Here is a 13,294-nt window from a genome sequence, read left to right as displayed (position 1 = left end):
CGCGTCAGCCCATCGGTGGCGAATGCTAACCGACGATGACGTCGGTCTTTTCAAACCGCGTGACGTCGATCAGGCCGATATCGGAGATGCGCAGTTCCGGGATCACCACCAGCGCCAGCAGCGAGTGCTGCATATAGGCGTTGTTGAGGGTGCAGCCGCAGGCGCGCATGCCGTCCACCAGGCGGTTGGCCTTCTCCGCCACGATTTCCGCGCGCTCGTCCGACATCAGGCCCGCGACGGGCAGCTCGACGAGGGCGAGCTCCCGCCCGCCGGCAATCAGCACGATGCCGCCGCCCACTTCCTGCAAGCGGTTGGCGGCCTGCGCCATGTCGGCCTTGTTCGTGCCGACGACGATCATGTGGTGGCTGTCATGCGCGACCGTCGAGGCCATGGCGCAATCGGTGTCGTAGCCGAAGCCGGAGACGAAGGCGTTGACCACGCCGCCGGTCGCCCGGTGGCGCTCGACCAGCGCGATCTGGCAGACATCGCCGGCACGATCCATCTGCACGAGGCCGGCCTTGACCGGCAGGCGGCGTTGCAGAGCCTTGGTCGGCGCCTGGTTCTCGACGACGCCGATCACCCGCACGTCCACCTCCGCGGCACCGCTTGCAGGAATGTCGAAGTCGGCGGCGGCAAGCGCCTTGCCGAGCTTAACCGTGTTCTTGGCACTCGCCGGATAGTCGTAGGCCGGAATGTCGGCGATGAGCGCGCCCTTTTCGGCCAGCAGGCGCCCGCGGGCGAACACCATCTCGACCGGCAGGGCCGCGAGGTCCGAGGTGACGATCAGGTCGGCGCGGCGGCCGGGGGCGATGGAGCCAAGCTCCCGTTCGAGGCCGAAATGCTGCGCGGTGTTGAGCGTCGCCATCTGGATCGCGGTCACCGGTTTCAGGCCCTGCGCGATGGCATGGCGGACAACCCGGTTCATGTGGCCGTCCTGAACCAGCGTGCCGGAATGGCTGTCATCCGTGCAGAGCACGAAGTTGCGCGGGTCGATGCCCCGTTCCGTGATGGCCTTGACCTGCGCCGCCACGTCGAACCAGGCCGAGCCGAGGCGCAGCATGGCACGCATGCCCTGACGAACGCGGGCGATGGCGTCGTCCACGGTGGTCCCCTCGTGGTCGTCGGCCGGGCCGCCAGCCGCGTAGGCATGGAAGGCCCGGCCGAGGTCCGGGGAGGCATAGTGGCCGCCGACCGTCAGGCGGGCGTTCTGCGTGGCGGCGATTTCCGCGACCATCTTGGGATCGTTCGCCGCGACGCCGGGAAAATTCATCATCTCGCCGAGGCCGACGATGTTCGGCCAGGCGAGTGCCTCGCGCACGTCCTCGGCGCTCAGCGTCGCGCCGGCATTCTCCAGGCCCGGCGCGCTCGGCACGCAGCTCGGCACCTGCACGAAGATGTTGACGGGCAGGCTCTGCGCCTCGTCGTTCATCAGCTTGACGCCGGCCATGCCAAGCACGTTGGCGATCTCGTGCGGGTCGACGAACATGGTGGTCGTGCCGTGCGGAATGACCGCGCGGGCAAATTCCGTCACCGTCACCAGCCCGCTTTCGACATGCATGTGCCCGTCGCAGAGGCCGGGCACGAGATAGCGGCCCGCCGCATCCACGACCGTCGTCCCCTCGCCGATCGTGTGGCTGGCGTCCGGGCCGACATAGGCGAAGCGCCCGGCCGCGACCGCGATGTCGGTGTTCGGGACGATCTCGCCCGAATAGACGTTCACCCAGCGGCCGTTGCGGATGACGAGATCCGCGGGCTTGCGCCCCATCGCGACGTCCACCAGAAGCGGTGCGGTTTCAGACCATGATTGCAGCATTGCCGCCTATCCTTCCAATCCGAGTGTTCTGCGATCCGGCGGCGCTTGCGGCGCCGCCGGAGAAAATCATTGAACCTGCGCGACCAGCATCGCCGCCAGCGCCGCCACGAACCACATGACCGGCCGGACCTCTGACGGCTTGCCGAGCGCCAGCTTCATCACGACGAAGCCGATGATGGCAAGCGACAGGCCGAGCGTGATCGAGAATGTCAGCGGAATGAGCACGATGGCGAGGAAGGCCGGAATGGCATCCTCCATGTCCCCCCAGTTGATCCGCCCCATCGGCTCCGACATGAAGAGGCCGGTGAGGATGAGGACCGGCGCCGTGGCGATCGCCGGAACCAGCGACAGCAGCGGCGAGAGGAACAGGAACGGCAGGAACAGCAGGCCGGCGACGAAGGCGACGAGGCCGGTGCGCCCGCCCTGCGCGATGCCGGCGCCCGATTCCAGGTAGACGGTCGCCGGGCTCGTGCCGAGCGGGGCCGAGATGAGCGCCGCGACGGCATCGACATGCATCGATTCCTTCACGTTGCGCGGCATGCCGTTCTCGTCCTTCAGGTCGGCGGCTTCCGCCAGGCCGAGGAAGGTCGAGAGCGCCTCCACGAAATTGGTGAAGAGGAAGACGAAGATGAACGGCACATAGGCGAATTGCAGCGCGCCGATGAGGTCGATCCTGCCGACGAAGCTGAAGTCGGGCGCCGCGAAGAGGCCGCTCCAGTTGACCAGCGTGTGCATGTCGGGCACCCCGGCTGCAAAGGCGCTGCCATCGCCCCACCAGCGCCCGATCGGGATGGCGAGAAGGGTGGTGATGACCATGCCCGCCATCATGGCGCCGGGCACGCGGCGCACGACGAGCGCGGCCGTGATGATGAAGCCGGCGATGAAGGTGAGCGTGACGGGCGTGAACGGCGTCAGCGCGACGATCGTATCGGGATTGGCGACGATGAACTTGGCGTTCTCCAGGCCGATCAGCGCGATGAACAGGCCGATGCCGCAGGCGATGCCGTAGCGCAGGTCCTTCGGGATCGCCTCGATGACCGCGGTGCGCAGGTTGAGCACGGCAAGGATCGTGAAGAGCACGCCCGCCCAGAACACGCAGCCGAGCGCGATCTCCAGCGGCACGTTGGCGCCCATCACCATCGTATAGGCAAAGAGCGCGTTGATGCCCATGCCGGGCGCGACGAGAATGGGGCTGCGGGCGTAGAGGCCCATGGCGCAGCTGCCGATCAGGCTGACCAACACGGTGGCCGTGACGCCGGCGGAGAATGGAATGCCGGCGTTCTGAAGGATCGCCGGATTGACGACGATGACATAGGACGCCGCCAGGAACGTCGTCAGGGCGGCGATGATTTCCGTGCGGACCGTCGATCCGCTTTTTGTGACCTCAAACAGGCGGTCGATGGTGCCGCCGGGCCGGGATTGCGCCCGGCCCGCGGGTTCTTCCGCGACTTTCGATTGATAGTTCATGCTGTTCCTCCCCTTTTGAACCTCATCGAGCCGCTTGACGGTTCTCCTACTCCGCCGCAAGCGTGTTCGCCACGGCGGACCCGTCCGGGTCCAGCGGCGAAATGATCCGCAGATTGACGCAGTCGACGACGCCGAGATCGGTGATGGCGTAGTCGGGAATGGCGGTGATCTGCAGAACGAACATGTACATGAACGGCCAGGGCAGATCGCAGCCGAGGCCGCGCGCCGCTTCGTCCAGCCGCATCTCGGCCGCCGCCATCTCCTCCGGGTCGATGTCAGACACGATGCCGCCGATCGGAAGATGCAGGAACTCGACCACCTCGCCCTTGTCGACCACCACCTGGCCGCCATTGTTGGCGATGAGGTGGTTGATGGCGACCGCCATGTCCTGCGGGTCGGCGCCGATGCAGATGATATTGTTGTCGTCGGGCGCGGTCGAGCTGGCGATGGCGCCGGATTTCAGGTTGAAGCCGGAGGTGAAGGCGACCGGACGGTTCTCCGTCTTGCCGTAGCGCTCGACCACCGTGACATACTGTACGTTCTGGCTCGCATCGGCGAGAACCTTGCCGTCCACGACCGGCAGGGTGACGTCGCGGCGCGTGCGCACGAAAACCTTCTCCGGCGTGACGGCGATGGCCAGCACGTCGGCGGACGCGGCCTTGCCGGCGAAGGGCACGGCAATGTCGGCGGCCGTCAACGGCCTGGCCTTGACCGATTGCAGCAGGCCGGCGCTGCGTTGCGGCGGCACCAGTTCGATCGCCATCCGCCCGTCGCGGGCGGCAAGCGCGCCATTGGCCACCACCGCCTCGATGCGGAACTCGCGCAGGTCGTTGACGATGAGGATGTCGGCCGTGCGGCCAGGCGAGATCGAGCCGACCTTGTGGTCGATGCGCAGTGCCTCGGCGCCGTTGATCGTCGCCATCTGGATGGCGGCCATTGGCGAGATGCCCATGGCGATCGCCATGCGGACCATATTGTCAAGATGGCCGCGGGCGAGGATGTCGCTCGCCACCACGTCGTCCGTGCAGAAGCTGATGCGGCGTAGCGCCTTGACGCCCATCTCCGTGACAATGCGCAGGTTGTCGGAGAGGAAGTGGGAAATGGAGGATTCGCGCACGACGACATGCATGCCGGCGCGCAGCTTCTCCAGCATCTCCTCGGGCGTGTAGCTCTCATGGTCGGCGCGCACGCCGGACTGCATGTAGCCGTTGAGGCGCGCACCGCGGGTCATCGGGCAGCAGCCGAGCACCGGCAGGCGGCTCGCCTCACCGATCGCGATGGCCTGAAGGACGTCCTCGTCCTCCTCCTGGATGAATTCGCGCACCGTCTCCCAGATGCCGACGCATTCCGGCCAGTGGTGGGTGTCGCGGTGATCCCGAGGGCTGAAATAGTGGCCGACGGTGGAGCGCGGCATGGTGTAGGGCGTCTTGCACGGCGCGCCCCAGAATACCTTGAGCGGCGTTTCCTTCACCTCGTCGAGGAATTCGCGCGCCGCGTCCGGGCCGCCGACGACGATGATCTGGTCGAGGCCGGTCACGATGGACGTCGTGCCGAGCGGAACGACTGCCTTGGCGAAGCTGGTCAGCGAGAGCTTCGAGCATTCGACATGCAGATGCCCGTCGATCATGCCCGGCGCGAGATATTTGCCGGTCGCGTCGATGATCTCGGTCTCGGGTCCGATATATTCGCTGATATCGCCGACGGCGATGATGCGGTCGCGATAGATGGCGACGTCGGCCTGGTAGATCTCCTCGGAAACCACGTTGACCAGCCGGCCGCCACGAACGGCCACGGTTGCCTTGGACTCCCCGCCCGATGCGGCGCGGATGAATTCTCGAATGTCGGACATTCAAACCTCCCTTGTTCGATGGGAGTATTTCAGCCGCTTTCCGTTTGAACAACTGGCCGAATTGAGGCTATTATCGAACGTATCGTCCAATTTTTTGAACGAAATAGAGAGCGGGAATGGACCTTTCAGTGATCGACTGTTTCGTGAAAGTGGCGGACGCAAAGTCGATTTCCGCAGCTTCCCGCCTGCATCGCCTGCCGAAATCCACCCTCAGCCACCGGGTCCGTCAGCTGGAGGACCAGTTCGGCGTCGAGCTTTTCGTGCGCGAGGGCCACCAGCTGAACCTGACGGACGCCGGCTCCGAGCTGCTGCGCCATGCGCGAAAGATCCAGACGAGCTGCGACGACGCCGCGACGGCCATGGCCGAGATGCACCAGGAGGTCGCGGGAACGCTGCGGGTCGGCTCGACGGGCGAGTTCGGCACCACCATCACCTCCGAACTGCTCTATGCCTTCCAGAAGACCTATCCGCAGGTCATCCTCGACGTCGTGTTCCTCTCGGCCCGCCAGCCGTTCAGCGACGTTTCCGACATGGCGCTGGACGGCATCTTCCACTGGGGCGAACCGTCCGACGTCGATTATGTCAGCCGCCGGCTGGCGACGGCCTCCTACGGGCTCTATGCGAGCCCGGACTATCTCGCGCAGCACGGCCAGCCGGCAAACGCCGACGACCTTGCCCGCCACCGCGGCCTCATCTTTCGCAACACCACGCGGCTGCAGCCCTGGTATCTTTCCCGGCAAGGCGCGGAGGAAACCGAAATCCTGCCGCCCGCGAGCCTGATGGCGAACGACTACTGGACTCTCAAATATTTCGCCGTCGCCGGACAGGGCATTGCCTATCTTCCGGGCTTCTTCGTCGAGACGGAATGCCAGAGCGATCTCCTCCTTCCCGTCCTGCCCGAATGGCGCTCGCGCGAAACGGCGATCAACCTCATCTATTCGCGGCGCCGCCACGTTTCACGCCGCTTCAAGGCCTTCGTCGGCTTCTGCCTGGAGTTCTACCGCCGACGCGAGCGCGACCAGATCCCGCGCTATTTCGTCGAGAAGATCGCCCCGAGATAAGGCGGCCGGATATCGACAAGACCAGGTGGGGACCCTACGATCGCCGCGCATGTGCGGGCCGATGCCTGCCAAAGACGGAAAGCGGAATGATCATGTCCCTGCCCCAGAAAATCGGCTTCATCGGAACCGGCGCCATCACCGACGCCATGGTGCGCGGCCTCCTTGCCGAACCCGCCGCCGTGCCCCATGTCATGGTGTCCCTGCGCAGCGCGGAAACCTCCGCAAGGCTGGCCGCCGATTTCCCGGCCGTTCTCGTTGCCAGCGACAACCAGGCAATCATCGACGGCTGCGATACCGTCGTGCTGGCGATCCGCCCGCAGATCGCCGAGGAGGTCGTCCGACCCTTGCATTTCCGTGATGGCCAGAAGGTGATCAGCGTGGTCGCCGCGACCGGCCGGCCTGCCCTTCTCGACTGGATCGGCGCGGACGTGCGCCTTGCCCAGGCGATCCCCCTGCCCTTCGTCGCCCGGCGCAAGGGCGTCACCGCGATCTATCCGCCGGATGCGGATACGGCGGCGGTCTTCAACGTGCTCGGCAATGCCGTCGCGTGCGAGACCAAGGAGGAATACGACCTTCTGGCCGCCGCCAGCGCCCTGATGGCGACCTATTTCGGCGTCATGCACCGCACGACCGAATGGCTCGCCGAAAACGGCCTGCCGGAAGAAAAGGGCCGCGCCTACCTCGCACCTCTCTTCGCCGGCCTGTCGGAAACGGCGCTGACAGCTGCGCGAGATGCCGATTTCATGGATCTCAGCGGCGAATTCGCCACCAAGGGCGGCCTGAACGAGCAGGTCTTCACCGATTTCGAAAAGCACGGCGGCAGCCGCGCCATCATGCTCGCCCTCGACCGGGTCCTCACGCGAATTCGCGGATAGTCCGCAAGCTAACCAAACACAGCCAAACCATTCCATTTCGGCGATAAAAACCTTCGCTGCGTAGAATTTTTTTCTTAAAACATGGACATTGCGGCGCGAGTATGCCAGAAGATGTCCACATTGCGACGCGCTATCGTATTTACGAAGCCTTTCGGCCTGCGCGTCTTCCCATCCCGCTGATTGCTTCATCAGCTTTCAACAGACGAAGGAGAGCGCCCCGCTTCCGGAGCCGGGCCCGATACAATATGGCATTTGCAACTGAGAGCGAACTCTCGGCAAACGACCGACCGGTCAAGATCAGCATCAAGAACGTTTTCAAGGTCTTCGGCGAACGGCCGGAGAAGGCCCTCGAACTTCTGAGGGCCGGCAGGACCAAGGCCGATATCCACGCGGCGACGGGCTGCACCATCGGCGTCAACGACGCCACCTTCGACATCCGCGCCGGCGAAATCTTCGTCATCATGGGGCTTTCCGGCTCCGGCAAGTCCACCATGCTGCGCCTCATCAACCGGCTGATCGACCCCACGTCCGGGTCGATCGAGATCGAAGGACGCGACGTCGCGACAATGCCGCGCAACGAGCTGATCGCGCTGCGCCGCCGCGACATCAGCATGGTCTTCCAGTCCTTCGCGCTCCTGCCCAATCGCACCGTCCTCGACAATGCCGCCTTCGGGCTCGAAGTCGCCGGCGTCGGTGAGGCCGAGCGCAAGCAGCGCGCCCGCGCCGCGCTCCGGGCCGTCGGGCTGGAGGGCTACGACGACAGCCGCACCGATCAGCTTTCCGGCGGCATGAAACAACGGGTCGGGCTTGCCCGGGCGCTCGCCGGCGAGCCGACCGTGCTCTTGATGGACGAGGCCTTTTCCGCGCTCGATCCGCTCATCCGCACGGAGATGCAGGACGAACTGGTGCGCCTCCAGGCCGAGCACAGCCGCACCATCGTCTTCGTCAGCCACGACCTCGACGAGGCCATGCGCATCGGTGACCGCATCTGCATCATGCAGAACGGCGCGGTGGTACAGGTCGGCACCCCCGACGAGATCGTGCTGAAGCCCGCCAACGACTACGTGCGTTCCTTCTTCCGCAATGTCGACGTCTCGCAGGTTTTCCGCGCCGGCGATGTCGCCCGCAAGACGCAGGTGACGATCATCGAGCGCCAGGGCGTTTCCGCCGCCGCGGCGCTGGAACGCATGGAACACTACGACCGGGACGTCGCCATCATCCTCGGCCGCGACAAGACCTACCACGGCATGGTCAGCCGCAATTCGCTGATCGAAACCACGCGTGACGGCGCAAGCGATCCCTACAGGCGGGCCTTCCTACCGGACATCGAGCCTATTCCCGCGTCGGAAAGCCTGTCCAACGTGCTCGGGAAAGTCGCCGCAAGCGCCGTTCCGGTGCCCGTTGTCGACGAAGCCAACCGCTATCTCGGCTCCATCAGCAAGTCGGCGCTTCTCGAAACGCTCGATCGCACCGCCTGACCCAGCCAGTTCGGAGACAATTTCATGACTTTCGATATCGGTGACGGCGTCGATAGCGCCGTCAACTACATCCTCGACAATTTCGCCCCGCTGCTCGACATGATCGCGGCCGCGATCGGCGCGGTGACCAACGGCATCCAGGCAGCACTGCTGGCGACGCCGATGCCCCTCGGCCTTGCGATCCTCGTTCTGCTTTCACTCTGGCGCGTCGGGTTCGGCTTTGCCGCGTTCACCGCCGTCTCGCTCTGGCTCGTCGATCATATGGGCCTGTGGTCCGCGATGATGGAGACGCTGTCCCTGGTGCTCGCCTCCACGCTGGTCGCCATGGTGACCGGCCTGCCGCTCGGCATCGCCATGGCGCGCAGCGACAGGGTCGCGGCGGTCGTGCGGCCGGTGCTCGATCTCATGCAGACCATGCCCGCCTTCGTCTACCTGATCCCCGCCGCGATGTTCTTCGGCCTCGGCGCCGTGCCCGGCACCATCGCGACCGTCATCTTCTCGATGCCGCCCGTCGTGCGCCTCACCAATCTCGGCATCCGCCAGGTGCATGCGGAATTCATCGAGGCCGGCAACGCCTTCGGCTGCACCGCCGCGCAACTGCTCTTCAAGGTGCAGCTTCCCAACGCCCTGCCCTCCATCATGGCCGGCATCAACCAGACGATCATGCTCTCGCTGTCGATGGTGGTGATCGCCTCGATGATCGGCGCGGGCGGCATCGGCAACACGGTGCTGACCGGCATCCAGCGGCTCGATGTCGGCACCGGCTTCGAGGGCGGCATCGCCGTCGTCATTCTCGCGGTGATCCTCGACCGGATCACCCAGAGCCTGGGAAAGGAACGCGCCGGTCTCTGGCGCAGCCTTTTCCACCGTCAGGCGCAACAGCCGGTGGCCTCCACCGCGACAGCCTGAAAATGGCGGCCTCGAGCGCCGCCCAATGCGAACCTTCAAAAAGGAGCAACCATGTTCAAGACCCTCGTTACGATCGGCCTCGCGGCCGGGATCACCGCCGGTACGCTCAGTGCCGCGTTTGCGCAGGACAAGGCGCCGGTGAAGATCGGCTGGGCGGCCTGGTCCGATGCCGAATTCGTCACCAAGCTCGCCGCCAAGCTCATCAAGGACGAGCTTGGCCAGGAGGTTGAGCTGGTCCAGACCGACGTCGCGCCGCTCTACCAGGGCGTTTCCCGCGGCGATCTCGATGCCATGATGATGGCCTGGCTGCCGGAAACCCATGCCGACTATTTCGCCAAGGTGAAGGACAAGGTGACGACGCTTGGCACCGTCTATGACGGCGCCAAGCTCGGCTGGGTCGTGCCCAAATATATCCCCGAGGAGGCGATCTCCTCCATCGATGACCTCAAGAAGGATGACGTGAAGGACAAGCTGAAGGGAAGCATCGAGGGCATCGACCCCGGCGCCGGGCTCACGCGCCTTTCCGAAAAGGCCGTCAAGGACTACGGGCTCGACGCCTACAAGCTGCAGATCTCCAGCGAGGCCGGCATGCTGACGACCGTCGACCGGGCGATCCGCAAGGAAGACTGGTTCGTCGCCACTTCCTGGAGCCCGCACTGGATGTTCGGCAAATACGAGCTTCGCTACATCGACGACCCGAAGGGATCGCTCGGCAAGGCCGAACATGTCGACGTGATCGCCCGCAAGGATTTCGAGAAGGACAATCCTGAAGTCGCCGGCTTCCTGTCGCGCATGAAGCTGCCGATCGGCGATCTCGAGGCCGCGATGTTCGCGGCGCAGGAGACCACCTACGAGAAGGCCGTCGACAAGTACATCGCGGACCATCCGGACCAGATCAAGGCCTGGCTCGCCAAGGAAGACGGCTGACGCCGAGAAGCAATTGCGCCTCGCGGACATCTCCGCGAGGCAGTCCCTGTCCGAACAATGGAGCACGACATGTACAACGACGCCACTTTCGCCTCTCGGACCGCAGTCGATACGGCCTACGACACGATGGGCGGACGCATCTCGCTGGCGCGCGACGCGGTCGGCCTCTCCGTCGAGGAGATTTCCGCCATTGCCGGCGTGACGGTCGAGACCTGGACCAACTGGGAAAACGACCGGTCGGAGCCCCGCGCCAACCGTCTCGACATGCTGGCCCGCATCCTGCAGGTCAGCATCGCATGGCTGCTCGACGGGCAGGGCAAGGGACCGGCGGAGGCGCAGTAGCGCAGGGCGGGCGCAACCGTTCGTAGTGCGGGTCGTTGCGCGTTAAACGCGTGTCGGGAAAACGCATTTTTCCGACAACGGGCTTGCCCGCGGGCGTCCTGTCCCAAGGTGGAGCAGAGGGAGGGATTCCCCTTCTGCTTCATGAAGGATTTGATTCAAATCGGCGCAAACGCGTTAACCACTCATAAATCTCGATGCGTCTCGCAACCCATGGCCGGTAGGCCCATTCCGATGGGCGGCTACCTTGGCACCGCTCCATGAGGGAGCCGATTCGAGGTGCCATAAAATGCCACAACAGACCTGTCGCCGTCTGACCGCCGACCCCACGCCGACCGAGCGCCTCATGCGCGCCATCGACGATATAGACAAGAAACTGGAATTGGCCCGGCTGCACGGTCAGCCGGCTCCGATCAGCGCCTATCGCGCCCGGCGCATCCTTCAAAGGGCGCTTGCGCGATGCCGTACGCGCGCCGGCACAAATCCCCCATCGGCCGGTTGATCGCGATGCCAAAAACGAAAAAGCCTGCCGCGGGAGGAGGTGCGGCAGGCTTTTCGAAAAGAATGAACAGCGACTGGGAGGAGGAGTGCCGCTGTTCCGACAGACGTTCCCTGGGAGGAGAATGGGACCGTCTGAAACACGAAGCTCTGCGGGAGGAGATGCATTGCTTCGATGGAGAGGATCATAAACCAGCCATCCGTATTGAACAGCCATTATGCTGCAGTGCAGCTATGCACGGAGCTCATGCCGGACGACGATCCGTGCGCTGCTCTGCCACCAGACGGGTCTGGGACAGCAAAAAAGCCTTCGTTTGCGGGCGGACCCGCTCCATGAGACTTGCGCGCACGCGGGCATGATAGTGATCGAGAAAAGCCGCCTCCTCGGGGCTGAGCGCATCGAGATCGGCCATCGCAAGGTCGATCGGCGCCAGCGTCAGCGACGAAAAACGGCAGAAGCCGGCGCCGTCGGCGACAACCTCCACCTGGTTTTCGATGCGCATCCCGAACGCGCCTTCCTCATAGTAGCCGGGCTCCACCGTCATGATGTTGCCGGGCACCAGGCCGTGAAGGTTCGGTTTCCGGTCGAAGCGGTGCGGATATTCGTGCACGAGCAGGTTATGGCCGACCCCGTGGCCGGTGCCATGGTCGTAGTCGAGGCCCACCTCCCACAGCGCCCGGCGCGCGAAGGCATCGAGCTGATGGCCTTGCGTGCCGGACGGGAAGCGCACCGACATCAGCGACACGAACCCCTTCAGCACCGCCGTATAGGCCTTGCGCATCCTGGGGCTCGGGGCGCCGATCATCAGCGTCCGTGTCAGGTCGGTGGTGCCGTTCAGATATTGCCCGCCGGAATCCACCAGATAGGGCGCGGCCGTATCGATCGCGGCATTGGTCTCCGGCCGGGCCGCATAATGACACATGGCCGCATTGGCGCCGGCGGCGGAAATCGTGCGGAAACTGGGCTCGATGAACCCGGTCCGCTCCTTGCGGAAGGCAAGCAGCCGTTCCTCGGCCTCAAGCTCGGTCAGAGCCGCCGCCCTGCCCCGTCGTGCAGGAACTTCGGCCGCCAGCCAGGCGAGGAAATCGGTGACGGCGATCCCGTCCTCCAGATGGCAGTCGCGATATCCCCGCAATTCGGCCGGTGTCTTTGCCGCCTTGGCGAGGGTGATCGGGCTCGTCTGCGCCGCGAGCCTGCCGCCCGCGGCGAGGATGGCCGCGCGGACCGCCTGCGGTGCGAAATCCGCATCGACCAGCGCGGTCCTTTCCACCGCCGTCGCCGCCAGCCGGTCGAGAAAGCGATCCGGCGGCAAGAGCGTCACATCGTCCAGTTCATAGGCATCGAGGTCGTTGCCGAGCTTGCGGCGGTCCACGAACCATTCGACGCGGTTGTCCGAACCGAGCAGGAGGAAAGAATGCGGTACCGGATTCATCGGAACGTCGGAACCGCGCACGTTCAGCAGCCAGGCAATGTTATCAGGCAGCGTTTCCACCAGAAGGTCGGCCCCCCGCTCGCGCAGGCCTTCGGCGATACGCGCACGCTTCTGTAGAACCGTTTCGCCGGCAACCTCCGGCGGCATCGCGCGGATCGCGCCGAGCGGGCGGGCCGGCCGCTCGCGCCACACGGCATCGAAGGGATCGGTATCGAGCGGCACCAGTTCCGCCCCCGCCGCCGAGCAGCCGGCCGCGAGCCGGTCATAGAGGCTGCCGGCGACGAGCATGGAATCGATGCCGATGCGCCAGCCCGGCCGGGCATGGGTCTTCAGCCAGCGGTCGAGCGGATCGTCGTGCAGGTGGCGGACCTCGAAGAGCGCGGGATCGACCTCCTGCCGCACCTGAACCTGATAGCGGCCGTCCACGAAGAGCAGCGCATTGTCCTCTAGCACGAGCGCAAGGCCCGCCGAGCCGGTAAAGCCGCTGAGATAGTGCAGGCAATCGTCCCGTGGCGCCGTGACCTCGCTCTGGTGGGCATCGGTGCGCGGCACGATAAGCCCGTCCAACCCGGCCGCACCCAGCCAGCCGCGCAGCGCCGCCAGCACCGGCGCACGGTCGTTCTTCGTCATGATCTGTCCAGTCTC

Annotated in this window: 10 protein-coding genes; 6 read left to right on the top strand and 4 right to left on the bottom strand. The window is 65.2% G+C overall.

The genetic code is table 11. From position 1 onward, the window contains the following. Window positions 1-25 precede the first annotated feature (25 nt). The 3 genes from ade to Q9316_RS20800 form a co-directional block, all read right to left on the bottom strand. Window positions 26-1,813, bottom strand: a complete 1,788-nt coding sequence (gene ade / locus Q9316_RS20810; protein WP_306035649.1) for an adenine deaminase — start codon at window positions 1,811-1,813, stop codon at window positions 26-28. A 66-nt stretch (window positions 1,814-1,879) separates the two neighbouring features. Further along, window positions 1,880-3,280, bottom strand: coding sequence for an NCS2 family permease (locus tag Q9316_RS20805; RefSeq protein WP_306035648.1), 1,401 nt, complete (start codon window positions 3,278-3,280; stop codon window positions 1,880-1,882). 46 nt (window positions 3,281-3,326) lie between these two features. Then, window positions 3,327-5,129 carry an adenine deaminase gene (locus tag Q9316_RS20800; RefSeq protein ID WP_306035647.1) on the bottom strand — a complete coding sequence of 601 codons (1,803 nt, stop codon included), beginning with the start codon at window positions 5,127-5,129 and terminating at the stop codon, window positions 3,327-3,329. 116 nt (window positions 5,130-5,245) lie between these two features. Here Q9316_RS20800 and Q9316_RS20795 point away from each other — a divergent pair, with 116 nt between their 5' ends. The 6 genes from Q9316_RS20795 to Q9316_RS20770 all read left to right on the top strand — a co-directional run bounded on the left by Q9316_RS20795 (window position 5,246) and on the right by Q9316_RS20770 (window position 10,721). After that, a complete protein-coding gene (locus Q9316_RS20795) occupies window positions 5,246-6,190 on the top strand; it encodes a LysR family transcriptional regulator (RefSeq protein WP_306035646.1) in 945 nt (314 codons plus the stop codon). A gap of 92 nt (window positions 6,191-6,282) precedes the next feature. Further along, window positions 6,283-7,065, top strand: coding sequence for a pyrroline-5-carboxylate reductase (locus tag Q9316_RS20790; protein ID WP_306035830.1), 783 nt, complete (start codon window positions 6,283-6,285; stop codon window positions 7,063-7,065). 245 nt (window positions 7,066-7,310) lie between these two features. Further along, complete coding sequence (gene proV / locus Q9316_RS20785) at window positions 7,311-8,543, top strand: glycine betaine/L-proline ABC transporter ATP-binding protein ProV (RefSeq protein WP_306035645.1); 1,233 nt, start codon at window positions 7,311-7,313, stop codon at window positions 8,541-8,543. A 24-nt stretch (window positions 8,544-8,567) separates the two neighbouring features. Next, the gene (locus tag Q9316_RS20780) at window positions 8,568-9,452 is read left to right on the top strand and encodes an ABC transporter permease (RefSeq protein WP_306035644.1); all 885 of its coding nucleotides are present in this window, start codon (window positions 8,568-8,570) and stop codon (window positions 9,450-9,452) included. 51 nt (window positions 9,453-9,503) lie between these two features. Continuing rightward, a complete protein-coding gene (locus Q9316_RS20775; protein WP_306035643.1) occupies window positions 9,504-10,379 on the top strand; it encodes a glycine betaine ABC transporter substrate-binding protein in 876 nt (291 codons plus the stop codon). 69 nt (window positions 10,380-10,448) lie between these two features. Then, a complete protein-coding gene (locus tag Q9316_RS20770; RefSeq protein WP_306035642.1) occupies window positions 10,449-10,721 on the top strand; it encodes a helix-turn-helix domain-containing protein in 273 nt (90 codons plus the stop codon). A 740-nt stretch (window positions 10,722-11,461) separates the two neighbouring features. Here Q9316_RS20770 and Q9316_RS20765 read toward each other — a convergent pair. Then, on the bottom strand, window positions 11,462-13,279 hold the full coding sequence (locus Q9316_RS20765) for an aminopeptidase P family protein (protein WP_306035641.1): 1,818 nt from the start codon (window positions 13,277-13,279) through the stop codon (window positions 11,462-11,464). Window positions 13,280-13,294: the final 15 nt, after the last annotated feature.

Source organism: Shinella zoogloeoides, assembly GCF_030733845.1.
Taxonomy (GTDB): domain Bacteria; phylum Pseudomonadota; class Alphaproteobacteria; order Rhizobiales; family Rhizobiaceae; genus Shinella; species Shinella zoogloeoides_C.
This window is presented reverse-complemented; position numbering and strand designations above follow the sequence as displayed.